The sequence below is a fragment of the Janibacter indicus genome, assembly GCF_900176385.1.
GTDB lineage: Bacteria > Actinomycetota > Actinomycetes > Actinomycetales > Dermatophilaceae > Janibacter > Janibacter indicus.
In genome coordinates, this window is the sequence record NZ_FWXN01000007.1 from 41,665 (window position 1) to 66,194 (window position 24,530).

General features: G+C 72.0%; 24 protein-coding genes and 1 tRNA gene. 10 read left to right on the forward strand and 15 right to left on the reverse strand.

Translation table 11 applies throughout. From position 1 onward, the window contains the following. Nucleotides 1-137: 137 nt before the first annotated feature. From B9B60_RS09535 to B9B60_RS09590, 12 genes are all read right to left on the reverse strand, one after another. Entirely contained in the window at nt 138-1,430 is a 1,293-nt protein-coding gene (locus B9B60_RS09535; RefSeq protein WP_234993826.1) for an O-succinylhomoserine sulfhydrylase, read from the reverse strand. Then, entirely contained in the window at nt 1,427-1,840 is a 414-nt protein-coding gene (locus B9B60_RS09540) for a rhodanese-like domain-containing protein (protein WP_084451208.1), read from the reverse strand. The genes B9B60_RS09535 and B9B60_RS09540 overlap by 4 nt, the downstream gene beginning before the upstream one ends. A gap of 73 nt (nt 1,841-1,913) precedes the next feature. Beyond that, nucleotides 1,914-2,408: a hypothetical protein gene (locus B9B60_RS09545; protein ID WP_072624849.1), complete on the reverse strand. Its 495-nt coding sequence runs from the start codon at nt 2,406-2,408 to the stop codon at nt 1,914-1,916. 59 nt (nt 2,409-2,467) lie between these two features. Next, nucleotides 2,468-3,589 (reverse strand): bifunctional RNase H/acid phosphatase, encoded by a 1,122-nt coding sequence (locus tag B9B60_RS09550; RefSeq protein WP_084451209.1) that lies wholly within the window; start codon nt 3,587-3,589, stop codon nt 2,468-2,470. Continuing rightward, nucleotides 3,589-4,329 carry a zinc ribbon domain-containing protein gene (locus B9B60_RS09555; RefSeq protein ID WP_072624851.1) on the reverse strand — a complete coding sequence of 247 codons (741 nt, stop codon included), beginning with the start codon at nt 4,327-4,329 and terminating at the stop codon, nt 3,589-3,591. Before B9B60_RS09555 ends, B9B60_RS09550 begins: the two co-directional genes overlap by 1 nt. Further along, entirely contained in the window at nt 4,326-5,189 is an 864-nt protein-coding gene (locus tag B9B60_RS09560) for a Nif3-like dinuclear metal center hexameric protein (RefSeq protein ID WP_084451210.1), read from the reverse strand. The genes B9B60_RS09555 and B9B60_RS09560 overlap by 4 nt, the downstream gene beginning before the upstream one ends. 1 nt (nt 5,190) lies before the next feature. Further along, a tRNA-Val gene (locus tag B9B60_RS09565) sits at nt 5,191-5,263 on the reverse strand. Between the two features lie 51 nt (nt 5,264-5,314). Then, the gene (locus B9B60_RS09570; RefSeq protein ID WP_084451211.1) at nt 5,315-6,289 is read right to left on the reverse strand and encodes an isopenicillin N synthase family dioxygenase; all 975 of its coding nucleotides are present in this window, start codon (nt 6,287-6,289) and stop codon (nt 5,315-5,317) included. A gap of 31 nt (nt 6,290-6,320) precedes the next feature. Next, complete coding sequence (locus B9B60_RS09575; RefSeq protein WP_200811206.1) at nt 6,321-6,827, reverse strand: peroxiredoxin; 507 nt, start codon at nt 6,825-6,827, stop codon at nt 6,321-6,323. Continuing rightward, the gene (locus B9B60_RS09580) at nt 6,785-7,255 is read right to left on the reverse strand and encodes a DUF3052 domain-containing protein (protein WP_185220367.1); all 471 of its coding nucleotides are present in this window, start codon (nt 7,253-7,255) and stop codon (nt 6,785-6,787) included. The genes B9B60_RS09575 and B9B60_RS09580 overlap by 43 nt, the downstream gene beginning before the upstream one ends. Next, nucleotides 7,252-8,733, reverse strand: coding sequence for a PH domain-containing protein (locus B9B60_RS09585; RefSeq protein ID WP_084451213.1), 1,482 nt, complete (start codon nt 8,731-8,733; stop codon nt 7,252-7,254). Before B9B60_RS09585 ends, B9B60_RS09580 begins: the two co-directional genes overlap by 4 nt. Next, nucleotides 8,730-9,251, reverse strand: coding sequence for a PH domain-containing protein (locus B9B60_RS09590; protein WP_234993827.1), 522 nt, complete (start codon nt 9,249-9,251; stop codon nt 8,730-8,732). The genes B9B60_RS09585 and B9B60_RS09590 overlap by 4 nt, the downstream gene beginning before the upstream one ends. Before the next feature lie 80 nt (nt 9,252-9,331). On the opposite strand from B9B60_RS09590, the gene fdhD reads away from it, so the two are divergent. Next, the gene (fdhD, locus tag B9B60_RS09595; protein ID WP_084451215.1) at nt 9,332-10,204 is read left to right on the forward strand and encodes a formate dehydrogenase accessory sulfurtransferase FdhD; all 873 of its coding nucleotides are present in this window, start codon (nt 9,332-9,334) and stop codon (nt 10,202-10,204) included. An 87-nt stretch (nt 10,205-10,291) separates the two neighbouring features. After that, complete coding sequence (gene aceE, locus B9B60_RS09600; RefSeq protein WP_084451216.1) at nt 10,292-13,084, forward strand: pyruvate dehydrogenase (acetyl-transferring), homodimeric type; 2,793 nt, start codon at nt 10,292-10,294, stop codon at nt 13,082-13,084. A gap of 18 nt (nt 13,085-13,102) precedes the next feature. On the opposite strand, the gene B9B60_RS09605 is transcribed toward aceE, so the two are convergent. From B9B60_RS09605 to B9B60_RS09615, 3 genes are all read right to left on the reverse strand, one after another. Continuing rightward, nucleotides 13,103-13,936, reverse strand: coding sequence for an arylamine N-acetyltransferase family protein (locus B9B60_RS09605; RefSeq protein ID WP_084451217.1), 834 nt, complete (start codon nt 13,934-13,936; stop codon nt 13,103-13,105). Next, the gene (locus tag B9B60_RS09610) at nt 13,933-14,640 is read right to left on the reverse strand and encodes a DUF2470 domain-containing protein (RefSeq protein WP_159451186.1); all 708 of its coding nucleotides are present in this window, start codon (nt 14,638-14,640) and stop codon (nt 13,933-13,935) included. Before B9B60_RS09610 ends, B9B60_RS09605 begins: the two co-directional genes overlap by 4 nt. 159 nt (nt 14,641-14,799) lie before the next feature. Beyond that, the gene (locus B9B60_RS09615) at nt 14,800-15,948 is read right to left on the reverse strand and encodes a glycerophosphodiester phosphodiesterase (protein WP_143445526.1); all 1,149 of its coding nucleotides are present in this window, start codon (nt 15,946-15,948) and stop codon (nt 14,800-14,802) included. A gap of 150 nt (nt 15,949-16,098) precedes the next feature. On the opposite strand from B9B60_RS09615, the gene argG reads away from it, so the two are divergent. The 8 genes from argG to B9B60_RS09655 all read left to right on the forward strand — a co-directional run bounded on the left by argG (nt 16,099) and on the right by B9B60_RS09655 (nt 24,485). Continuing rightward, on the forward strand, nt 16,099-17,526 hold the full coding sequence (gene argG, locus B9B60_RS09620) for an argininosuccinate synthase (RefSeq protein ID WP_084451219.1): 1,428 nt from the start codon (nt 16,099-16,101) through the stop codon (nt 17,524-17,526). Between the two features lie 32 nt (nt 17,527-17,558). Then, nucleotides 17,559-18,737, forward strand: a complete 1,179-nt coding sequence (locus B9B60_RS09625) for a PucR family transcriptional regulator (protein ID WP_084451220.1) — start codon at nt 17,559-17,561, stop codon at nt 18,735-18,737. Between the two features lie 55 nt (nt 18,738-18,792). Beyond that, nucleotides 18,793-19,974, forward strand: a complete 1,182-nt coding sequence (locus tag B9B60_RS09630; RefSeq protein WP_084451221.1) for an acyltransferase domain-containing protein — start codon at nt 18,793-18,795, stop codon at nt 19,972-19,974. After that, nucleotides 19,971-20,975, forward strand: a complete 1,005-nt coding sequence (locus tag B9B60_RS09635) for a beta-ketoacyl-ACP synthase III (RefSeq protein ID WP_072624863.1) — start codon at nt 19,971-19,973, stop codon at nt 20,973-20,975. Before B9B60_RS09630 ends, B9B60_RS09635 begins: the two co-directional genes overlap by 4 nt. 69 nt (nt 20,976-21,044) lie before the next feature. Beyond that, nucleotides 21,045-21,296 carry an acyl carrier protein gene (locus B9B60_RS09640; protein WP_068318328.1) on the forward strand — a complete coding sequence of 84 codons (252 nt, stop codon included), beginning with the start codon at nt 21,045-21,047 and terminating at the stop codon, nt 21,294-21,296. An 80-nt stretch (nt 21,297-21,376) separates the two neighbouring features. Continuing rightward, nucleotides 21,377-22,627: a beta-ketoacyl-ACP synthase II gene (gene fabF / locus B9B60_RS09645; protein ID WP_084451222.1), complete on the forward strand. Its 1,251-nt coding sequence runs from the start codon at nt 21,377-21,379 to the stop codon at nt 22,625-22,627. Next, nucleotides 22,624-24,063: a carboxyl transferase domain-containing protein gene (locus B9B60_RS09650; RefSeq protein WP_185220374.1), complete on the forward strand. Its 1,440-nt coding sequence runs from the start codon at nt 22,624-22,626 to the stop codon at nt 24,061-24,063. The genes fabF and B9B60_RS09650 overlap by 4 nt, the downstream gene beginning before the upstream one ends. Beyond that, on the forward strand, nt 24,060-24,485 hold the full coding sequence (locus B9B60_RS09655) for a pyridoxamine 5'-phosphate oxidase family protein (RefSeq protein WP_084451223.1): 426 nt from the start codon (nt 24,060-24,062) through the stop codon (nt 24,483-24,485). The genes B9B60_RS09650 and B9B60_RS09655 overlap by 4 nt, the downstream gene beginning before the upstream one ends. The last annotated feature ends 45 nt before the right edge of the window (nt 24,486-24,530 follow it).

Consider the following 24,530-nt stretch of genomic DNA (forward strand, 5'->3'; position numbering starts at 1 on the left):
ACCTGACGGCGTTGCACTCACCTGGTCCCCCGGACAAGGGCAACCACGTGCCACCAATGACGCCAGGTGGCGACAACGCCGCCGACCACAGCATCTCGCCCACCTCGCTGACGCTCGGTCGACGTGCAGCGCCGTCGTCAGTCGTTGTGCCCGGTGTGAACGACGTCCTCGGCGCCGGGCGCGTCCCTCGATGCCGTGGGCGTGGGTGTCGCCTGACCGAGCGCGCTCCGCAGGTCGGCCACGAGGTCCTCGGCGGCCTCGAGACCCACCGAGATCCGCAGGGTGGCGTCGGTGATGCCGATCGCGGCCCGCGCCTCCTCGCCCATGCGGCGGTGGGTCGTCGTCGCCGGGTGGGTGATGAGCGACTTGGAGTCGCCGAGGTTGTTGGAGATGTCGACGGTGCGCAGCGCGTTCATCACCGCGAAGGCCTCAGCCTTGCCCCCCTCGATGTCGAAGGTGACGACCGTGCCACCCCCGGTCATCTGCCGCCGAGCCAGCTCGTGCTGGGGGTGCTCCGGGAGCCACGGGTGGATGACCCGGGCCACCTTGGGGTGCTCCGTCAGGGCCCGGGCGACCGCGAGCGAGGACTCGGCCATGCGTCGCACTCTTAGGTCCATCGTCTCCAGGCCCTTGAGCAGCACCCAGGCGTTGAAGGGCGACAGCGACGGACCGGTGTGCCGGATGAGGTTGCGGACGGGGCCGTCGATGTAGTCCTGCGGCCCGAGGATCGCGCCACCGAGCACGCGGCCCTGGCCGTCGATGTGCTTGGTCGCCGAGTAGACGACGATGTCGGCGCCGTGCTCGAGCGGCCGGGAGAAGACGGGCGTGCCGAAGACGTTGTCGACGACGACCTGGGCCCCGGCGGCGTGCGCGAGCTCGCTCACCGCGCCGATGTCGACGAGCTCCTGCATCGGGTTGCTCGGCGTCTCGAAGAACACGGCGGTCGTCGGCTCGGACAGCGCCTCGCGCCACTGGTCGAGGTCGGGCCCGTCGACGAAGACGGTCTCGACACCCCACCGCGGCAGGATCTCGTCGAGGATGACGAAGCAGCTGCCGAAGAGGCCACGGGAGGAGACGACTCGGTCCCCCCGTGCCAGGAGCGCCGCGAGGGCGGTGAAGACGGCAGACATGCCCGATGCCGTCGCGTAGGCCGCCTCGGCTCCCTCGAGCAGCCGCAGCCGCTCCTCGAGCATCGCCACGGTCGGGTTGCCGTAGCGCGAGTACACGAACTTGTCGACCTCGTCAGTGAAGGCCGCCTCGGCCTCTTCGGCGCTGCCGTAGACGAAGCCGGAGGTCAGGTAGAGCGCCTCGGAGGTCTCGTCGAAGGTCGACCTGGCCTGCCCGCCCCGCACCGCGAGGGTCTGCGGGGACAGCCCCTCGGGATCGAGGTAGGGACGAGGGTTGTCCGGGCCGAAGGGAGTCGCGCTCACCCCTGCCTCCACGGCAGGCCGGCCTGCTTCCAGCCGTTGACGGCGCGGTGTCCCTGCGCGTCGAGTTCTCCCTCGAAGCCCTCGGTGACGTTGACCGCACCGGTGTACCCAGCGGCAGCTGCCCTGGCCGTCGCCGCAGCGGAGCGAGCGCCCGAACGGCACAGGAAGAGCACGGGTGCGTCCTCGCTCGGCAGCGCGGTGCGCAGCTGGTCGAGGAAGTGCGGGTTGGGAGCGCCGTCGGGGAAGGTCGTCCACTCGACGGGGACGACCCGCTTGCCGATCGACGTCAGGTCGGGCAGCCCGACGAAGGACCACTCGGCCTGCGTGCGCACGTCGACGAGCACCGCGTGGGGGTCGCTCTCGAGGCGCTCCCACGCCTCCTGTGGGGTGAGGTCTGCGTGCTGACTCATGGCGTCAGGCTAGTCACCGCTCCCCCACACGCCCCGCTCGGGTCAGCACCCGAGACGTCGGCGGGTGCGGGCGTCAGTGCCCCAGGGAGACGCCGTGGCTGACCAGCCACGATGTCGCGAGGAAGCGGGCGAGGCAGCCGATCGTCGTCACGGCGAGGAAGGTGACCGCGCTGACCCGCTTGATCCCGGCGGCGACGGTGACGACGGCCAGCGGCGGGAAGCCGATGCCCGAGCTGGCGAGCATGACGAGCGGCCCGAGACGCGGACGGTCGAGGACGTCGATCATCGCCTTGCTCCACCGGGTGAGGCGCTCGCGGACCGGACCGACGGTGCGGCGCTGGTCGGCCGCCTCCTGCGCCTCGCGGGCCTCCTTGGCCTCGCGTCGCCGGGTGTAGGCCTCCGCCCCCTTGGCGGCGGCCACGAAGTGGGTCATCTTGCCCGCGACGAGTCCGGCGGTCATGGCCGCCACGTGCAGCGCCCAGGTCTCGGGGAAGATCACCGGGGCGGCGATGGCGTAGATCTCGGCGTTGAGCGGCGGGAAGTAGGCGGAGAGCAGCCCGAAGAGCACGGCCCCGACGAGGCCGGAGGCCGTGAGCCAGGTGGGCAGGTCGTCGATGTCGGCGCCTCTCAGGTGCGGTTGGTGAAGGCGACGACGGCCTGCCCGTCGGGCCAGGCCTCGATGCCGGTGAGGGACCCGGGTGACCCCGCGATCCGCCACATGGACTCGTGCGGGAGAGCCAGGACCAGACCGAGCACCGCGAGGATGGGCTTGCGGTGACTCGCGACGACGACCGTGCCCCCGCGCGCGACCACCCGCTCCCACGCACCGACCACCCGCTCGAGCATCTCGTCGTGGCTCTCTCCCCCGGGCCGGGCGTGGCCCCGGTCGTCACGCAGCGCCCGGAACTCCTCGGCAGCATCGTTGACGAGGTCACGCACCGCGGCGCCGTCCCAGTCGCCGAAGGACTGCTCGTCCCAGTCCCGATCGACCTCGATCGCGGTCCCGAACCGCTCGGCGATCACCGCTCCGGTCTGCCGCGCCCTGGCCAGGTCCGACGTGACGACCTGCACGGGGTCGTCCCCGACGAGCTCTGCGAGGAGCTCGGCCGCTCGCTGTGCCTGGCGCCGGCCGGCGTCGGTGAGGTCCGGGTCGGACCCACCTCGCCCGTCGAGGCGCCCCTGCTCGGTGAACGCGGTGACCCCGTGGCGCACGAGCACCACGCGCGTCGGGGTGCCCCGGCCGCTCCATGGTCGAGCCGGCTCCTGCTCGCCGTCACGGGACGGCGCGAGGTCGTCGCGCACCTGCTCGTCGGCGTGCCAGTCCTCGACCTCGTCACCGTCCATGCCCCGGTTGGACAGGGCATCGGCCGCGGAGTTGTCCGCTCGCGGCACCCAGACGAAGTCGACGCTGCCACCGGCGTCGACGATGCGGGCGACGAGGTCGCGGCCCTGCTGCGCGAGGGCGCGCATGTCGGGGTGCTTGACCTTCCAGCGACCGGCCATCTGCTCGACGACGAGCTGGGAGTCCATGGCGACGACGACCTCGGCGTCGGCGCTGATCCGATGTGCCGCCTCCAGCCCGGCGAGCATGCCTCGGTACTCGGCGACGTTGTTGCTCGCGGTGCCGATGGGGGCGGCGAGCTCGACGAGGACGGTCCCGGCCTCGTCACGCACGAGTGCGCCGTACCCGGCCACGCCGGGGTTGCCGCGGGACCCACCGTCGGCCTCGACGCGCAGCGTGCGACCCATCAGCTCTCGGTATGGGTGCGCACGAGGATGCGGCCGCACTCCTCGCACCGCACGACCTCGTCGCTCGCGGCCCGCTCGATGGCCGAGACGTCGACCGGGTTGAGCTCCAGCCGGCAGCCGCCGCAGCGGCCGTGCGTGAACTCCGCCGCCCCGAGACCGCCCGAGCTGTCACGGATGCGGTCGTAGAGGGCGAGGAGCTTGTCGTCGATGCCGCCGACGAGGTCGGCTCGCGGCCGCTCGACCTCGACCCGCTCGGCGTCGAGGTCACCCACGGCGGTGTCCCGCTCGGCCGTGAGTCGGTCGACCTCGGCCTGCGCCGCGTCGCGCTCGGTGGTCAGCTCGGTGAGCCGGGCCTCGGCGCCCTCCTGGCGCTCCATGACCTCGATCTCGACGTCCTCGAGCTCGGCCTGCCGACGCGCGAGGGTCTGCAGCTCGTGCTGGAGCGAGGTGAGGTCCCTGGAGGTCATGCCGGTGCCGGCCTCGAGCCGCGCCTGGTCGCGGGCCGCCCGGTCGCGCACCTGCTGCACGTCGGACTCGGCCCGCTCGACCTCGCGACGGATGTCGGACAGACCCGTCTCGACACGGACCACGTCGTCGCTCACCTGCTGCAACCGGGTCCGCGCCTCCGCGAGTGCCGCGATCTGCGGCACGCGGGTGCGCGCGTGGTCGATCTGCTGCAGCCTCGTGTCGAGAGCCTGCAGCTCGAGGAGTCGTGCCTGGACGAAGGGGTCTGCCTTCACTGCGGGTCTCCTTGGAGGGGTCGGGCGCCGACGGTGAAGGTCCACGGGTCGGTGCAGATGGTGCTCACGTGGGTGTCCAAGCCCATCACATCGTGGCCCGCCGCGGCGAGCGACCCCACGAGACGCTCGAGCATCTCGTGCAGCCACAGCGACTCGGTGGCCCAGTGACCGGCGTCGACGACGAAGGGGGTGCCGCCCCGGCTCGTGGCCTCCTCGCGGGCCTCGAGCACCGGGTGGTGGCGCAGGTCGGAGGTGACGTAGACGTCCGCACCGGCCGCGGCCGCCGCGTCGAGCAGCCCGTCGCCGGCCCCGCCGAGCAGGGCCACGCGGCGCACCCGGGCATCGGGCGGGCCGGACACCCGCACCCCCGCCGGTGCCGAAGGGAGCGCCGCCGCCAGGCCCGACGCGAAGTCCGCGAGGGTCACCGGCTCGTCGAGGTCACCGACGCGTCCCATGGGGCGGCCCTCCTCGACGCTCAGCGGCTCGCTCGTCGTCAGGCCGCACGCGGTGGCCAGGGCGGTGTTGACGCCCGGCTCGGCGACGTCGGCGTTGGTGTGCGCGACGTAGAGGGCGACGTCTCCGACGACGAGCGAGGTGACGGCCGCTCCCTTCGCGCTCGTCGTGGCGACCGAGTGCACGCCGCGCAGGAGCAACGGGTGGTGCGTGACGAGCAGGTCCGCTCCGGCCTCGCGGGCCTCCTCGATGACGGCGAGGGTCGGGTCGACCGCGGCGTGGATGCGCCGCACGGGCTGCTCGGGGTCGCCGGTCACGAGGCCGACGCGGTCCCACGACTGCGCCGAGTCGAGCGGGAAGGTCTGCTCGAGGACCGCCAGGACGTCCTGGAGGCGAAGGTGGCTCATGTGGGCCCGGCCGGGCTCGAACCGACGACACCCGCGGTGTAAACGCGGTGCTCTACCAACTGAGCTACAGGCCCCGGACGCCCCGAGGGGGCGCCGGCGTCATTGTGTCAGGCCGCGACCCGACCTCAGACGCGCCGCGCGTCCTCGATGAGGTTGATCTCGTAGAGGACGAGGTCGAGGGCATCGGCCGCGCTGATCGGCGAGAAGAGCTGCGGGGTCGCCTCGGTGACCGTCGACACGAGCGGGCTGAGGACCGTCCACGGCGTCGGGTGGGTGAACTGCACGACGGAGTAGCGGTCGCCCTCCTGGCCGGGGGCCGCGACGACCCGGTGGATGCCGGGCTCGATGACGCCGTTGGTCACGACCTCGAGCATGAGACCGGTGTTGATGATCGCGCCGCCGTCGGGGGCGATCGCGTCGATCCACTCGCCACTGTCCTTGAGGCGCACCTGCAGACCGGCCGCGGTCGCCCGCGGCAGGGCGGTGATGAGGTTGATGTCGGCGTGCTCCGCGGCCCACACGTGGGGCGCCTCGGGCGCGGACTCCATCGCCGGGTAGTGGATTGCGCGGGAGAGGGTCGGCCCGTCGACGAGCATCTTCTCGAAGTAGTCGGGGTGGGCACCGACACCGGTCGCGATGATGCGCAGCACCCGCCGCTGCAGGTCGGCGACCGAGCGGTGGAAGGTCGTCAGCGTCTCGGTGATGCCCGGCACGGCCGACTCGGGAAGCACCGGGTCGTGGTAGCGGTGCGGGTAGCGGGTGCGCAGCGGGTGCCCGGCAGGGATCGCGGGGCCCCAGTTGAGCATCTCCTTCCAGTCCGCGACGTCGGCGGTCGCGGCGGTCTCGACGAGCAGCCCCGTGTAGCCGGTCTGCCCGTGGGTGCCCGGCGCGACGAACTGCTCCTTGACCTCGCGCTCGGCGGTGAAGAACTCCTCGAGCATCCCGTAGGCGCTGTCGATGAGGTCCTCCGACAGGTCGTGCTTGACGTAGACGAAGCCGGTCTCCAGCGACGTCATCAGGCCGTCGACGACGGCCCGCTCGCGCTCAGCGTCCCCGGACTCGAAGGCCAGCAGGTCCACCTCGAGGATGTCATCGCTCATGAGGGCGAAGACTACCCGTCGTGCAGGCCCGTCAGGGACCGCCGAGCTGCGCGAGCGCCTCGTGGTAGCCGGTGAAGTCACGCGCCTGCCCCGTGGGGTTGACGAGCGACCAGGCCACGCGTCCGGCGGGGTCGACGAGGAAGGTCCCTCGCCGGGCCATCCCGCGCTCGTCGTCGAGGACGCCGTAGGCCCGAGCCACCTGCCCGTGCGGCCAGAAGTCGGACAGCAGGGGGAAGAAGTAGCCCTCCTGGTCGGCCCAGGCCCGCAGGCTGAACATCGGGTCGCACGAGATCGCCACGGTCGTCACCTGCTCGGACTCGAAGCGCCCGAGGTCGTCCCGGATCTCCCCGAGCTCGCCGGTGCAGATGCCCGAGAAGGCGAAGGGGTAGAAGACCAGGAGCACGGCCCGGTCGGCACGCAGCTCGGCGAGCGAGACGTCACGGCCGTTCTGGTCGCGCAGGGTGAAGTCGGGAGCGTGCTGCCCGACAGACAGGCTCAGCGCGCGCCCTTGGGCGCGGCCAGCCGGGTGGCCACCCATTCCTCGGAGCACATGACCGACCCGGAGGTGTGCAGGCCCGCGGTCGTCGCCGCCTCGTCGACCTCGCTGGGGTCGACCTCCTCCGCCTGACCGGGACGGGGCGTGAGGAGCACGATCGAGGAGCCCTCCGCGAGGGTGCCGAGGGTGTCGACGAGCGCGTCGGTCAGGTCACCGTCGCCGTCGCGCCACCACAGGATCACCGCGTCGACGACGCCGGTGTAGTCCTCGTCCTCGAGCTCCTCGCCGATGACGTCCTGGACCGCCGCCCGCAGGTCCTCGTCGACGTCGTCGTCCCAGCCGTACTCCTGCACGATCTGCCCGGTGGTGAAGCCGAGCTTCTCCACCGCGGCCTCGGCAAGATCCGCTCCCGCGGACCGGGGCTCCCCCGTCACGACACTGGTCCCTTCTGCTGCTCGCTGATCACTCATCCCTCATAGTCCACCGTGTCCGGCCCGCCGTTGCAAGCAGGTCCACCGTCTTCGTCGCGTCGCGCGGGGCTCGCGTGGGCCTCGACGAGCCCGCGCAGGGCCTCGGCGCCCGCCCGGTCGAGGTGGCAGACCTCTGGGCTCACCGGCCCCACCGTGCTCACCACCGCGACGCTCGCGAGGTCGAGACGGCGCGACACGGGCCCCTGGCTCACCGTGAGCGACTGGACCCGGTGCCACGGCACGACCTGCAGGCTGCGGTCGAGCCAGCCGCGTCGCAGGACCAGGGCCCGGCGCCCGGCCAGGTAGCCGATGTGGCGGTGGGCGAAGGGGTGGACCCACCGGGCGCGTCGCGGCTGGCCGACGAACCCGTCGGGGGTGGCCCCCACGAGCGACCCGACCTCAGCGGTGGTCTCGGGGTCGTCGGTGACGACGGCGAGCAGCCGCAGCACCTCGTCGGTGGTCGCGACGGGGACGAGGACGGCGTCGGACGCCGCCTCGGACGCCGATCCGATCTCGGCGCCGGCGACGTTGACCTTGAGCGACCACCATCCGGGACGGCGCCACAGCCAGGGCTGCTCGATCGCAACGGCCTGCACACGGTGGATCGGCACGGACGACGTACGGGTGTCGGTCAGGCCGCGCTGGCTGGTCAGGGTGCCCCCGCGCAGCCCGATGACCAGGCCCCACCAGCGGGTGAGGCGCAGCAGCGCGCGGCCGCCGGCCACGACGACGACGGGGAAGAACCCGGTGACGGCCGGGGCGAGGCCGACGAGCGCGAGGACGACCGCGATGACGCCGATGCCGGCGAGGAAGATCGCCTCGCCGCTCAGCAGCACCGAGGCGACGATCCGTCCCGGCGGCACGGTCAACAACCGCTCCTCCGGGCGGTCACCTGCGCGGCGATCGGGCCCGAGCCCGCCCTCCTCGGGAGACCCGGCGGTCGTTGGCGGGCCGGCCGCCGCCCGATGGGCCAGGCCCAGCAGACGCTCTCGGACCGACTCGGCGTCGGCGGCTCGCAGGTAGGCGATCGACAGGTGCGAGTCGCCGCCGCCCGCCGACTCGACGCGCACCTCCGACAGGCCGCACAGGCGGGCGAGCAGCGGCCGCACGACGTCAACGGCCTGGATGCGGTCGTAGCGCACCTGACGGTGCTGGCGGAAGAGGGCGCCCGTGCGCATCTCGATGCTGTCCTCGCCGATCCGGTAACGCGTGAACCACCAGGACACGAGGCCGAGGAGGATCGCGCCGAGGACGACGAGTGCGACCGCGCCGACCTGCAGCAGCGTCGCGACACCCGGCACAGCGCCCGCGGGCCCTTCCCGGCCCGAGCCGCCGTCACCACCACCGAAGGCCGCGGCGAGGGTGTCGATCTGCTGGCTCACGAGGTAGCCGAGCACGCCGAGGACGACGAGCCCGCCGCGGATGAAGGGCGAGATCGGGTGGACCCGGGCGAACCCGTCGGCGTCGGCTCCGGTCACAGTCCTGCTCGCTGCGCCTCGCCACGTGCGGCCAGACGCACACGCAGCTCCTCGGCCACGTCGGCCGGCAGGCCGCAGATCGTCCCGCTGCTCGCCGGCGAGGCGGTGTTGACGGTGATCTCGGCCAGCCCGGCGCGTCGCATGTAGGGACCGGAGCTGAGGTCGACGTACTGGATGCGGCCGTAGGGCACGGTGACCAGGCGCCGCCACATGCGACCACGGCGGATGGCCAGCTCCTCGGGCAGCTCGGCCCAGCTCATCGCCCGCACCTGGACCCCGATGAGCCACATGAGCCAGGCCCACAAGACGACGACCAGTGCGGAGCCGACCGCCAGCCAGGGCCACAGCAACGCCGCGGCGACGCCGAGGGCCAGCGCCACCGGCAGGAGCACCGCGCTCGTGCTCACCCGGCGCACCCGGGCGAGCGCGGGCGAGACGGGCCGCCAGTCCGCGCCACCGTCGCCGCGCAGCGGGAGCACGTGCGGGACCGAAGGGGGCGGGGTTGGCTGCTCGTCCACGGCACCATCACACCAGACCACGGTCCGTAGGCTGGACGCGTGGTGGACGAGCGACGTGCAAGCGAGCAAGGAGGTGCCCGATGGGTCGGGTGACGCAGCGGCTCAAGGTGGAGCGACGTGACGGACGCACCCTGCGTCGCATCGAGTCGGTCGCCGTCGAGGAGCCGCTCGAGATCCGGGTCGCGGCCCTGCCCGACGGGGGCGTGCCTGCCGGGAGCTCCCCCCTTCGTCCGCCGTCGACGACCGTCACGACGACGATGCGCCTGCCCGGCGATGACTTCGACCTCGCCCTCGGGCACCTCGTCGCGGAGGGACTCGTCGCGGGGGCCGAGGACGTCGCGACGATGATGCACTGCACCGACACCGCGCCGGACGGCTCGCCGACCTTCAACGTCGTCGAGGTGACCCTCGCGGCCGGGGTCTCCCTGCGGCGACCGGTCACCGAGCGCACCGAGGTCGCGACGAGCGCCTGTGGGGTGTGCGGGTCGGCGTCCGTGGACGACCTGCTCGCCGTCCTGCCGCACCGCCCCTCGGATGACGACGTCCGGGTGCCGCTCGCGGCGATCCACGCGGGCATGGCCGCGATGCGCGAGCGGCAGAAGGTCTTCGAGGCCACCGGCGGGGTCCATGCCGCGGCGCTCCTCGGGCCCGACGGGACCGTGCTCGCCGTCCGCGAGGACATCGGCCGGCACAACGCGGTGGACAAGGTCCTCGGGTGGGCTGCGCGCGAAGGGGGTCTCCCCCTTCGTGGGCACGTGCTCCTCGTCTCCTCCCGGGCCGGCTTCGAGATCGCCCAGAAGGCGGCGGTCGCCGGCGTGCCCGTCCTCGCCTGCGTCTCCGCCGCGACGACGCTGGCCGTCGAGGTGGCCGACCGCGCGGGCCTGACCCTCCTCGGCTTCGTCCGGGAGCCGCGGGCGACCGCCCTCAGCCACCCGGAGCGGATCACGGACTGAGCCGGGTTTGTGACCCGCACCACCACCGGGGAAGATGGATGTGTCCTCCGACACCCCCGGAGGAATGGTCTTGGAAAGGACGACGACGTGCCCGGATCGGCAGATCACCTCAGCGACGGACCCATCCTCAACGGGATTCCGACCCACTTGCCGGACATCAACTCGGAGGAGACGGCGGAGTGGCTCGAGTCCATCGATGCGCTCATCGACGAGTCCGGCCGCTCGCGGGCCCGCTACGTGATGCTGCGTCTGCTGGAGCGCGCGCGGATGAAGCGCGTGGGCGTGCCGTCGCTGACGACGACCGACTACGTCAACACGATCTCGCCGTCCAACGAGCCCTGGTACCCCGGTGACGAGGAGGTCGAGCGCCAGTACCGCGCCTGGATCCGCTGGAACGCCGCGATCCAGGTCCACCGCGCCCAGCGTCCCGGGCTCGGCGTGGGCGGTCACATCTCCTCGTATGCCTCCGCGGCGACGATGTACGAGGTGGGCTTCAACCACTTCTGGCGCGGCAAGGACCACCCCGGCGGCGGCGACCAGATCTTCATCCAGGGCCATGCCTCCCCCGGCATGTATGCCCGGGCCTTCCTCGAGGGGAGGCTCGACGAGCAGGAGATGGACGGCTTCCGCCAGGAGGCCGCGCACCTCGCCGGCCAGGCCGACTCGGGCCTGCCGTCCTATCCCCACCCGCGGCTCATGCAAGACTTCTGGGAGTTCCCGACGGTGTCGATGGGCATCGGCCCGATGAACGCGATCTACCAGGCGCAGTTCAACAAGTACCTGCACAACCGGGGCATCAAGGACACCTCCCAGCAGCACGTGTGGGCCTTCCTCGGCGACGGCGAGATGGACGAGCCGGAGAGCCGTGGCCTGCTGCAGACCGCGGCCTTCGAGGAGCTGGACAACCTCACCTTCGTCGTCAACTGCAACCTCCAGCGGCTCGACGGCCCGGTCCGTGGCAACGGCAAGATCATCCAGGAGCTCGAGGCCTACTTCCGCGGAGCCGGGTGGAATGTCATCAAGGTCGTCTGGGGCCGGGGGTGGGACCCGCTCCTCGCCGCCGACCGGCACGGGGCGCTCGTCAACCTCATGAACCAGACGCCGGACGGCGACTACCAGACCTTCCGCGCCAACGACGGCGCCTACGTGCGGGACAACTTCTTCAACCGCGACCCCCGGACCCGCAAGCTCGTCGAGGACTGGTCCGACGCCGACATCTGGTGGAAGCTCAAGCGCGGTGGCCACGACTACAACAAGGTCTACGCCGCCTACCGCGCCGCGATGGAGCACACCGGTCAGCCGACGGTGATCCTCGCGAAGACGATCAAGGGGTACGGCCTCGGCTCGAGCTTCGCCGGGCGCAACGCGACCCACCAGATGAAGAAGCTGACGATCGAGGACCTCAAGGGCCTGCGGGACGGGCTGAAGATCCCGATCTCGGACGAGGAGCTCGAGAAGGACCCCTACCTGCCGCCCTACTACCACCCGGGCGAGGACGACGAGGCGATCCAGTACCTCAAGGAGCGCCGGACGAAGCTCGGAGGCGGTCTGCCCTCGCGGCGGGTGCAGTACGCCGCCCCGCCCCTCCCGGGCGACAAGGCCTACAGCCAGATGGCGAAGGGTTCCGGCAAGCAGGAGATCGCCACGACGATGGCCTGGGTCCGGCTCATCAAGGACCTCATGCGGGAGCAGGGCTTCGGCGATCGGATCGTGCCGATCATCCCCGACGAGGCGCGGACCTTCGGGATGGACTCCTTCTTCCCGAACAAGAAGATCTACAACCCCCACGGGCAGAACTACACCTCGGTCGACGCGGACCTCATGCTCGCCTACAAGGAGTCCGAGCAGGGGCAGATCCTCCACACCGGCATCAACGAGGCGGGGTCGGTGGCTGCCTTCACCGCTGCGGCGACGAGCTATGCCACGCACGGCGAGCCGATGATCCCGGTCTACATCTTCTACTCGATGTTCGGCTTCCAGCGGACCGGCGACGGGATCTGGGCGGCCGCCGACCAGATGTCCCGCGGCTTCATGCTCGGCGCGACCGCCGGGCGGACCACGCTCACGGGTGAGGGTCTCCAGCACGCCGACGGCCACTCGCCGCTGCTCGCCGCGACCAACCCCGCTGTCGTGGCCTGGGACCCGGCCTACGGCTTCGAGATCGCGCACATCATGCGTGACGGCCTCGAGCGGATGTACGGAGGGGACGCCCCTCAGGCCGACCCGAGCCGCAACCTCATCTACTACCTCACCCTCTACAACGAGCCGATCGTCCAGCCGGCCGAGCCCGAGGGGCTCGACGTCGACGGGCTCCTCAAGGGCATCTACCGCTACTCCGCGGGTGACGACTCCGGGCTCGGCGACACCCCGCCGCGCTGCCAGCTCCTCGGGAGCGGCGTCGGCATGCCGTGGGCGCTCGAGGCCCAGGAGCTGCTGCGCGAGGACTGGGGCGTCGTCGCCGACGTCTGGTCGGTCACGAGCTGGAGCGAGCTGCGCCGTGAGGCGATGGCCTGCGACGAGCACCGCTTCCTCCACCCCGAGGAGGAGCGCCGCACGCCGTACGTCACGCAGGCGCTCGAGGGGTCGGTCGGCCCGATCGTCGCCGTCTCGGACTACATGAAGCAGGTCCAGGACCAGATCCGCCCGTGGGTCCCCGAGGAGTACTCCGCGCTGGGCACGGACGGGTTCGGCTTCTCCGACACCCGGGCTGCCGCGCGCCGCTACTTCCACGTCGACGGCCCGTCGATGGCGGTCCGCGCCCTCCAGATGCTCGCCGACCGGGGCTGGGTCGCCGAGGACGTGCCGGCGAAGGCCGCCGAGAAGTACCGGCTGCTCGACGTCACCGCCGGGACGTCCGGCAACGCCGGGGGCGACGCCTGACCCGGCGCAGGTCACGGCTCAGCGCACACCCTCCCGGAGGCCACGGACTCGCTCGACGAGTCTCGTGGCCTCCGGGCTGTCGAGGCGGATGCCGAGCAGGGGCAGGAGCTCGGGCAGCTCCTCCACCGCGTACGGACGCTGCCGCGAGGGCTCCCCTGCCCTCCGCTCGGTGATCGTGTCCGTGGACACCGACACCTGGACCGGGGTGCCGTCGGCGGCCACCCCGTGGCGAGCGAGCGTGAGCGAGCGGCGGAAGTGCGAGCGCGGCGACGTGGACGTCCAGTGGTGGCCCATCGCGACATCGACCTCCCGCACCTGCAGCTCGTCCATCGTGTGCATGTGCTCCCAGCCCCCGGAGCGCACCCGCCACAGCTGCCAGGCCGCGCCGGCGCTCCCTTCGTCGACCCGGCGGATCTCGTGCGGCCAGATCCCGCCCTCGACGCGGGCACCGTCGCGCAGCTCGATCGGCGCCGTCGGCGGCACCCCGATGCCGGGGTCGCACAGGTGGCGAACGCCGTCGATCGTCACGACCACCGCGAGGTGGGTCCGTGGGGCCGTGGCCGGGTCACCGACGCGCCCGAGGAGCAGGCGGGCGTCGTAGCCGAGGGCGAGGAGCACCGCATTGAAGAGGGTCGCGTGCTCGAAGCAGTACCCGCCCCGGTGGTGGTCGAGGAACTTCGCCCCGACCGTGTCGAGGTCCACGCCCCGGTGCTGGCCGAGGAGCACGTCGACGGTGTCGAAGGGGAAGGTCGTCACGTGGGCGTGGAGTAGCCGGGTCAGCGCCGCGAGGGACGGAGTCTCCTCCGCAGCGCCCGTGCGCCCGAGGTATGCGGCCAGGTCGATGTCGGTCATGGGCCGAGTCTGTGACCTGAAGTCCGGTTGAGGTCAAGACCACCACGGACCGAGCAGCTCACCCCCGCGGCATGCACCGCCATGATGCTCGTGAGCGCCTCGACCGCCTCGCACCCGCACCGGACACGCTGCGGGAAGGCCACCCTGATGTCGCGCTGGTAGGTGCCCATGTGCTCACGGAGCACGATGCCCCGCTCGTCGGCGTGGACCGGACGGACCACCGCGACCGGCTGCACCTCGTGGGCCACGAGATCACGCAGGTCGTCGCGGTGGTGCTGATCGAGGTGGGCCATCCAGCCGTCCTGCCAGCCGCCGAGGGCGTCGATGTCCGCGAGGGCGTAGTCCCCGGCGTCGACGTCGACGGGCGACCGGTCGGAGCGGCCCCGCTCGACGGTCCATTCGAGCGTGACGGTGTCCGGGACGAGGCGGCCGACGAGCCCGTCCTCGGCCAGACCGAGGTGCTCGCGGAGGTCGTCGGTGACGGGCTCCGTCATGACCTCGGCCGGGCCGGAGAGTCGCACCAGCCCGCGCAGGCGCCCCGGGTGCGCCACCGACGAGACGTCGTACGCGACCGCGTCGACGACCGGTCCGGGCTCACCCGGGACCGCCAGGTGGACGCAGTCGGGAGCGGCCTCCGCCAGGGCGAAGAACACCGCTCCGGAGCCGTCGGTGGCGTGCCGGCTGACGGGAGCACGGCTGCCCATCAGTCCCACCTCGAGGCAGCTCGCTGTCGCGACCACCGTCCTGGCCAGCAGTGCGTCCTGTGCCACTGGGGCCTCCTCCACGTCGAATGAAGGTAAGCCTAACCTCATGACGAAGGGAGGGTGCGCCGGGCGCGCCCTCCCTTCGTCCTGCCGGTCGGCTCAGTCCTGCTCGAGGAAGTCCGCGCGCGCCTCGACGCAGACATCGGGCTGATCGCAGAAGGCGCCGTCGATGCCGACCTCGAAGAAGCGGGTCACCTCGTCCTTGGCCCGGCCGTGCGTCGCCGGGTCGGTGCCGATGCGGTAGTCGACCGGCAGGAAGGAGTTTTCCGAGCGGAAGGTCCACGGCGTGACCTTGAGCCCCGCGGCGTGGGCGTCCTCGACGAAGCTCGTCGGCTCACCCAGGCTGCCGTCGGCGTTGCGCGCGATGACGGCGTTCTTCTCCGGGCCGAAGCCGTCGATCCACTGCGACAGGTCTTGCATCGACGCGGCGGTGGTCAGCTCGGCATAGGTCGTCCCCTGCTCGTGCAGGTCGTAGGGGCCGCCCTTGACCGTCGTGAGGAAGGTGCTCTTGCCCTTGTAGCCGTGCTCGTCACGCAGGTCCTTGAGCGCGGTGAGCTCGAAGGACTGCACCCACAGCGGCGCCTTGGGGTGGTTGAGGTGGTACTCGGTGACCAGACGGGCGACCTCGGCCTCGGGGTCGAAGCCCTCGTCGTGGAGGTAGGTGGAGTGCTTGATCTCCGGGATGATGCCGATGACGCGACCGGTCTTGCGGGACAGGGCCTCTCGCGTGGCGAGCACCTCCTCGAAGGTGGGCACCTCGAACTGCCCGTCGTAGCTCGCAGACTCTGGACGCATGCTGCCCAGGCGCTCCTTGGCGCGCAGGGTCTTCAGCTCGGCGAGCGTGAAGTCGTCGACGAACCACCCCGTCACGGGCTTGCCGTCGAGGTTCTTGGTCGTCTTGCGGTCGGCGAACTCCGGGTGGTCGGCGACGTCGGTCGTCCCCGAGATCTCCGGCTCGTGGCGGTCGACGAGCACGCCGTCCTTGGTCATCACCAGGTCGGGCTCGATGTAGTCGGCACCCTGCTCGACGGCCAGGTCGTAGGCGGCCAGCGTGTGCTCCGGGCGGTAGCCGGAGGCACCGCGGTGGGCGAGGACGAGGGGGTCGGCCATGTTCTTCTCCCGGTATCCCGGTTTACCGGAGGACTGGGACTTCTCCGGCGAGGCGGCCGGCGTGGCGGTCGCGGTCGCGGCCGGCACGACGAGTGCCGCGGCGGCGACGAGGGCGGTGGCGATCTTGGTGGCGTTCATGGGCGCGACGCTAGGCGGGCCGGCCGCACCCCCGGCCGACGCCGCCGTGTCGGCTCCGTGACCACTCGGTGAACGCGTGGGGCTCCTCCCTTCGCCCCGCTGGTGGACCGGTGGAGCCCGCGCGGACCGGGAGGACCTAGGCTGTGGGGCGTGTCCAAGGTACTGACTTCTCTTCCTGCAGGTGAACGTGTCGGCATCGCCTTCTCCGGCGGTCTCGACACCTCGGTGGCCGTCGCGTGGATGCGCGAGAAGGGGGCGGTGCCGTGCACCTACACCGCCGACCTCGGCCAGTACGACGAGGACGACATCGAGTCGATCCCGGGCCGCGCCGGCCAGTACGGCGCGGAGCTGTCGCGACTGGTCGACTGCAAGGGCCCGCTGGTCGAGGAGGGCCTGTCCGCCATCGCGTGCGGCGCCTTCCACATCCGCAGCGGCGGACGCACCTACTTCAACACCACTCCCCTGGGCCGGGCCGTCACCGGCACCCTCCTCGTGCGCGCCATGAAGGAGGACGGCGTCTCGATCTGGGGCGACGGCTCGACCTTCAAGGGCAACGACATCGAGCGCTTCTACCGCTACGGCCTCATGGCCAACCCCGGGCTGCGCATCTACAAGCCCTGGCTCGACGCCGACTTCGTCACCGAGCTCGGCGGCCGCCAGGAGATGTCCGAGTGGCTCACCGCCCGCGACCTGCCCTACCGCGACAGCGCGGAGAAGGCCTACTCCACCGACGCCAACATCTGGGGCGCCACCCACGAGGCCAAGACCCTCGAGCACCTCGACGTCTCGCTCGAGACGGTCGAGCCGATCATGGGCGTGCGCTTCTGGGACCCGCAGGTCGCCATCGAGGCCGAGGACGTCACCGTGCGCTTCGAGCGCGGGCGCCCGGTCGCGATCAACGGTGACGACTTCGGCGGCGACGCCGTCGCGCTCGTCATGGCGGCCAACACCATCGGTGGTCGCCACGGCCTGGGCATGTCCGACCAGATCGAGAACCGCATCATCGAGGCGAAGTCCCGCGGCATCTACGAGGGCCCGGCGATGGCCCTGCTGCACCTGACCTACGAGCGCCTGCTCAACGCGATCCACAACGAGGACACCATCGCGAGCTACCACGCCGAGGGCCGCCGCCTCGGCCGGCTGCTCTACGAGGGCCGCTGGTTCGACCCGCAGGCGCTCATGCTCCGCGAGTCGCTGCAGCGCTGGGTCGCCTCCGTCGTCACCGGCGAGGTCACCGTGCGCCTGCGCCGCGGCGAGGACTGGACGATCGTCAACACCGTCGGCGAGCACTTCAGCTACCACCCCGACAAGCTGTCGATGGAGCGCACCGAGAATGCCGCCTTCGGCCCGGTCGACCGCATCGGCCAGCTGACGATGCGCAACCTCGACATCGCCGACAGCCGCAGCAAGCTCGAGGTCTACGCCGCGCAGGACCAGCTCTCCGGTGGCTACCTGGAGATCATGGGCGAGCTCGAGGCCGGCGGCGGCGACCAGATCGCCTCCAACCCGGCCGCGGCCAACGTCGACGACGAGGACGACGCCCTCGACCGCGCCGCCATGGAGTTCGGCACCGACTGAGCACTTGTGGTCTTCGCACATAGGATGACGGGGTGTCGCGCCGTGGCCTTGTCTCCCTCACCACCCGTCGGCAGGTGCGCCGCAACGGCGGCGACCTGGCCCGGGCGGCGACCCGGCGACTCGAGGCGCAGCACGACTGGTACGCCAGGCTCACTGCCCAGGAGCGCTCGTGGGTCGGGCTCGTCGCGCAGGCCGGCATCGCCAACTTCATCCAGTGGCTCGACGGCGAGGAGTCGGCCGACACCCGCACGACCTTCGGTGCCGCGCCCCGGGAGCTGACCCGCACGATCAGCCTCGCCCAGACCCTCGAGCTGGCTCGCTCGGTCGTCGAGGTCGTCGAGGAGCACGTGGAGGAGCTCGCCAAGCCGGCAGACGTCACCGACCTGCGCATCGCCGTCCTGCGCTACTCGCGCGAGATCGCCTTCGGCGCCGCGCAGGTCTACGCCCACGCCGCCGAGCAGCGGGGCGCCTGGGACGCCCGGCTCGAGTCGCTCGTCATCGACGCCGTCATGCGCGGCGAGGTCGACGAGTCGATCCGCACCCGCGCCGCCGCCCTCGGCTGGGGTGATGTCACCGATCTCGTTGTGCTGGTGGGCGATTCGCCGCGCAGCAGCGATGACGACGACCCCGCCCTCGCGGTCGGGCAGGTGCACCGCACAGCCCAGCGGCTCGATCTCCCCGTGCTCGCCGGCGTCCAGGGCGCCCGCCTCGTGGCGGTCGTCGGCTCGGTGCAGGACCCGGCCGCGACGGCTGCCGGGTTCGCCGAGTGCTTCGCCGACGGAGACCTCGTGCACGGACCGCTCGTCACCGACCTCACGGAGGGAGCTGTGTCGGCGCACGCCGCCGTCGCCGGGCACGTCGCCGCTCCCGGCTGGCCCGCGCGCCCTCGCCCCGTCGCCGCCGACGACCTGCTCGGCGAGCGGGCCATCGCCGGCGACGACCTCGCCCGCGCCACGCTCGTCGAGCAGGTGCAGCTGCCCCTCGAGGAGCACCCGAGCCTCCTCGACACCGCGCGCACACATCTGGAGTCCCCGGGTCTCGAGGCGACCGCACGCACCCTCATCGTCCACGTCAACACCGTCCGCTACCGGCTGGGCCGGATCAGCGAGGTCATCGGCTACGACCTCACCGTGCCGCACGAGGCCTTCACCGTCCGCGTCGCGCTGACCCTCGGGGCGATCTTGGAGGATCCCTCCAACATCGCGGGGTGATTCTCTGGCGAGGTCGACCTCGCCCATCTCCCCCCTCGACCGCGACTCTGGATGGGTGCTCGCCATCACCTGCCCCGGACAGGGCTCCCAGTCCCCCGGCTTCCTCAACCCCTGGCTCGAGCTGCCCGGCGTGGCCGACCGCCTGCACTGGCTCTCGGCCGTGGCCGGCATCGACCTCGCCGCGCACGGCACGACGAGCGACGAGGAGACGATCAAGGACACCGCGATCGCGCAGCCGCTCATCGTCGCCGCGGGCCTGCTCTCGCTGCTGGCCCTCTTCGAGCACCCGGCCGACGGCTTCCGCGTGGTCGGCGCCGGTGCCGGCCACAGCGTCGGCGAGATCACCGCGGCCAGCGCCGCAGGCGTCATCTCTGCCGAGCAGGCCATGGTCCTCGTCCGCGAGCGCGGTCGCGGCATGGCCGCCGCGGCACAGGCCACCCCCACCGGGATGAGCGCCGTCCTCGGCGGCGACCCCGACGAGGTGCTCGCGACCATCGCCCGGCACGGCCTCACCCCCGCCAACATCAACGGCGCCGGCCAGGTCGTGGCCGCCGGCACGATCGAGCAGCTGGCCGCCCTCGCCGAGGCCCCGCCGGCCAAGGCGCGGGTCATGCCGCTCAAGGTCGCCGGCGCCTTCCACACCGAGCACATGTCCCCCGCCGTCGCCGAGATGGGCCGGCTGGCCCGCGCCGTCTCGACCCACGACGCCCGGGTCCCGCTCGTCTCCAACGTCGACGGTGCCGTCATCCACTCCGGCCGCGAGGTGCTCTCCCGCATCGTCAGCCAGGTGAGCAACCCGGTGCGCTGGGACCTGTGCATGGAGACCCTCAAGGACCTCGGCGTCACCGGGGTCATCGAGATCCCGCCGGCCGGTGCGCTCACGGGTCTGGCCAAGCGCGGTCTCAAGGGAGTCGAGGTGCTCGCCCTCAAGACGCCCGACGACCTCGAGGCCGCCCACCGCATGGTGCGCGAGCACGGCTCAGCTCGGTCGGCCTCGCAGCCGACCTGGCGCCTGGTCACCGCACCGGCCAAGGGCACCGTCGAGGTCGGCTCGGCCGGCCCCGGCGCGGCCGTCACCCCGGGCGACGTCGTGGCCCGCATCTCCTCCCTTCGCGACACCCTCGAGGTGCGGGCCCACCACGGCGGCACCGTCGTCGAGTGGCTCGTCGAGGACGGCGACCCGGTCTCCCCCGGCCAGCCCCTGCTGCGCCTGCACCCCGAGGGGTCGATCGCGTGAGCACCTCGACCCTGGGCGTCCCCGACGTCCTGCACCACGCCCGGATCACCGGGGTAGGCGCCTACCGTCCCGAGCACGTGGTCCCCAACAGCGAGATCATCGAGGCGATCGACTCCTCCGACGAGTGGATCCGCGAGCGGTCCGGCATCGCCTCACGCCACAAGGCGGCCGAGGACGAGAGCGTCGTCGACATGGCCGAGCACGCCTCGCGCGCAGCCCTCGCCTACGCCGGTCTGCGGGCCGAGCAGGTCGGCGCCGTCCTCGTCGCGACGGTGACCCACCCCTACCAGACCCCCGCGGCGGCCCCGATCCTCGCGGCCCGACTCGGGTCCGGCGCGGCCGCCTTCGACATCTCCGCCGCCTGCGCGGGCTACTGCCACGCGATCTCCGTGGCCAACGACATGGTGCGGGTCGGCACCGCCGAGCACGTCCTCGTCGTCGGGGTCGAAAAGCTGCTGGACTTCACCGACCCGCAGGACCGCGGCTCCGCCTTCATCTTCGGCGACGGCGCCGGGGCGGCCATCGTCTCCCGGAGCGAGACACCGGGCATCGGGCCCACCGTGTGGGGCAGCGACGGCGACAAGCACCGCTTCATCACCCAGCGCGACGCGTGGACGCAGCTGCGCGACGACCGCGACCTGCGCTGGCCGGCGATCATCATGGAAGGCCCGAGCGTCTTCCGCTGGGCCGTGTGGTCGATGGCCAAGGAGGCCCAGCGCGCCCTCGACGCCGCCGGGGTGCGTGCCGACGAGCTCGCCGCCTTCATCCCCCACCAGGCCAACGTGCGGATCATCGACCAGATGGCCAAGACCCTCGGCCTGCCCCCGGACCTGCCGATCGCCCGCGACATCGTCACCACCGCCAACACCTCGGCCGCCTCGGTCCCCCTCGCCATGGAGCGCATGCTCCGCGAGGGCGAGGTCGAGCCCGGCGGTCTGGCACTGCAGATCGGCTTCGGCGCCGGTCTCGTCTGGGCCGCGCAGGTCGTGACCCTCCCCTAGTTCACCCGTCGGTCCGACGGGTCATCGGGCCAGCACACCGCCCCAACCGCACACACAAGGAGCAGTTCCATGGCATTCAGCGACCAGGAGATCCTCGACGGCCTCGCCGAGATCGTCTCGGAGGAGACCGGTGTCGACGCGTCCGAGGTGACCGCCGACAAGACCTTCACCGACGACCTCGACGTCGACTCGCTGTCGATGATGACGATCGCCGTCACCGCCGAGGAGAAGTTCGGGGCCAAGATCCCCGACGAGGAGGTCAAGAACCTCAAGACCGTCGGCGACGCCGTCAACTTCATCAAGGCCAACCAGGCGGCCTGACCACGGTGACGTTCCCCCCTTCGTCATGAGCGAAGGGGGGAGCCGCCCGGTCCTCGTCCACCGACCCACAGGAGCCCCGCATGTCCTCTCCCCGACCCACCGTCGTCGTCACCGGTCTCGGCGCCACGACCCCGCTCGGCGGGACCGCCGAGGAGACCTGGCAGTCCGTCCTCGCCGGTCGTTCCGGCGCGAGCACGCTCGATGCCTCCTGGGTCGAGGAGTACGAGCTCCCGGTGACCTTCGCCGCGCAGCTCGCCGTCCCGGTGACCGAGGTGCTCAAGAAGGTCGAGACCAAGCGCCTCGACCCCTTCGCCCAGTACGCGCTCGTCGCCGCACGTGAGGCCTGGGCCGATGCCGGCTCGCCCGAGGTCGAGCCGGAGCGCCTCGCCAGTGCCGTCGGCACCGGCATCGGTGGCGTGCAGACCCTGCTCACCGCGTGGGAGGCGCTGCGCACCAAGGGTCCTCGCCGGGTCTACCCGCTGTCGATCCCCATGCTCATGCCCAACTCCGCGTCGGGCACGGTCTCGCTCGAGTTCGGTGCCCGGGCCGGCGCCCACACCCTCGTCTCGGCCTGCTCCTCAGGCGCCGAGTCGATCGGCTACGGCGCCCACCTCATCCGCGAGGGACTGGCCGACGTCGTCATCGCCGGCGGCTCCGAGGCCTCGATCCACCCGCTGCCCATCGCCGGCTTCGCCGCGATGCAGGCCCTCTCGACGCGCAACGACTCCCCCCGGACCGCCTCGCGGCCCTATGACACCGACCGCGACGGCTTCCTCCTCGGTGAGGGCGGGGCGATCCTCGTCCTCGAGTCGGAGGAGCACGCCCGGGCACGCGGCGCCAACATCATCTGCACCCTCGCCGGCTTCGGCGTGAGCGCCGACTCGCACCACATCGCCGCGCCCGAGCCCGAGGGCGCCGGGGCCTCCCGCGCCATGGCCGACGCGGTGCTCGACGCCGGCGCGACGCCTTCCGACGTGTGCCACATCAATGCCCACGCGACGTCGACCCCCGTCGGCGACGTCGCCGAGGTCGCGGCGATCCGCCGGGCCTTCGGCAAGGACGCCGACCACATGGCCATCAGCGGGACGAAGTCGATGACCGGTCACCTGCTCGGCGCTGCCGGCGCCCTCGAGGCCGTCTTCGCCGCCCAGGCCGTGCGCGACCGGCTCGCTCCCCCGACGATCAACATCGACAACCTCGACCCGGCGGTCGACCTCGACATCGTGCGCGACACACCGCGCCCGCTGGGTGACGGCGACCTGCTCGTCCTCGACAACAGCTTCGGCTTCGGCGGGCACAACGTCGCCCTGGCCTTCGGGACGCACTCGTGACGCGCCAGCCCAATGCGGCCTCCGCATCGGTGTCGACGCGGACCAAGGTCCCGCGCGAGCAGGACCCGCGCAACCCCAACCACCGCATCGCTGACTTCCTCGACGACGGGTCGGTCGAGCTGATCACGGCCGACGACGACTCGGGCATGCTCGCCGCCACGGGCACCGTCGGCGGTCAGCCCATCGTCGTCTTCGCCTCCGACGCGACGATCATGGGCGGCGCGATGGGCGTCGCCGGGTGCAGGGTCGTCGTGGCAGCCTACGAGCGGGCCCTCGCCGACGAGGTCCCGGTCGTCGGCCTGTGGCACTCCGGTGGCGCCCGCCTGCCCGAGGGTGTCGTCTCGCTGCACGCCGTCGGCGAGGTCTTCGCGATCATGACCCGCGCCTCGGGCAAGATCCCCCAGATCTCGGTCGTCATCGGTGCCGCCGCCGGCGGTGCCGCCTACGGCCCGGCCCTGACCGACATCGTCATCCTCGCCCCGGAGGGGCGCATCTTCGTCACCGGTCCCGACGTCGTCCGCTCGGTCACGGGTGAGGACGTCGACGCCCTTCGCCTCGGTGGACCCGAGCCGCACGGTCGCCGCTCCGGCGTGGTCCACGTGCTCGCCGAGTCGATCGACGACGCCTACGGTCGGGCCGGCACGCTGTGCCGGCTGCTGAGCAGCCAGGGCGACTTCGACCTCGACGCGGTGACCGACGTCGACCTCGCCGAGCAGCTGCCCGAGTCGGCCAAGCGCGCCTATGACGTGCACCCGCTCGTCGAGCAGCTCCTCGACAGCGGCGAGGTGCAGGAGCTCCACGGCCGCTGGGCACCCAACATCGTCACCACCCTCGGCCGCATGGGGGGACGCACCGTCGGCGTCATCGCCAACAACCCCATGCGCCTGGGCGGCTGCCTCGACTCCTCCTCCGCGGAGAAGGCGGCGCGCTTCGTGCGCATGTGCGATGCCTTTGGTGTCCCGCTCGTCGTGCTCGTCGACGTGCCCGGGTACCTGCCCGGCGTCGGCCAGGAGTGGGACGGCGTCGTGCGCCGCGGGGCCAAGCTGCTGCACGCCTTCGCCGAGGCCGTCGTGCCGCGGGTGACGGTCGTGACGCGCAAGACCTACGGCGGCGCCTACATCGCGATGAACTCGCGCTCGCTCGGCGCGACAAAGGTCTTCGCCTGGCCCGACGCCCACGTCGCGGTCATGGGGTCGGTCGCGGCGATCCGGATCCTCCACCGCCGCCGGCTCGCGGAGGTCGACGAGGCCGAGGTCGCCGAGGTCGAGCAGCAGCTCGCCGACGAGCACGACCGCCTGTCGGGTGGGCTGCCGCGCGCGGTCGAGATCGGTGTCGTCGACGAGATCGTCGAGCCGAGGCTGACGCGCTCGACCGTGGCGTCCGCCCTGGCGCAGGCTCCCGCTCGACGGGGTGAGCATGGGAACATTCCCCTGTGAGCTTCGAACCGCCGCAGTCGCTGTCGACCGCCCAGTGCTGGGACCTGCTCGCCGCCCACGAGTTCGGGCGGCTCGCCTTCCCCCTCGTCGGCGACGTGCAGATCACCCCCCTCAACTACGCCGTCGACGGTGATCGACTGCTCTTCCGCACCGCCGAGGGCAACAAGCTGCTCGGCGTGGTCATGCATGCGCGTGTCGCGCTCGAGATCGACGAGCTGACGCAGGAGAGCGCATGGTCGGTCGTCGTGCGGGGGTCCGCGCGGGTGCTCGAGGGCGCCGAGGCCGATCGTGCCGAGCAGGTGCCGTTGCGGCCCTGGGTCGGCGACGACAAGCACCACGTCGTCGAGATCGCCCCCGACGAGGTGAGCGGTCGCCGCTTCCACCTGCACAAGCCGTGGGAGCACATGCGCGCCACCGACTGACGCATCGGCGCCCGACAGGCGCCGGTTGTGTCTCGCTCCGGTCAC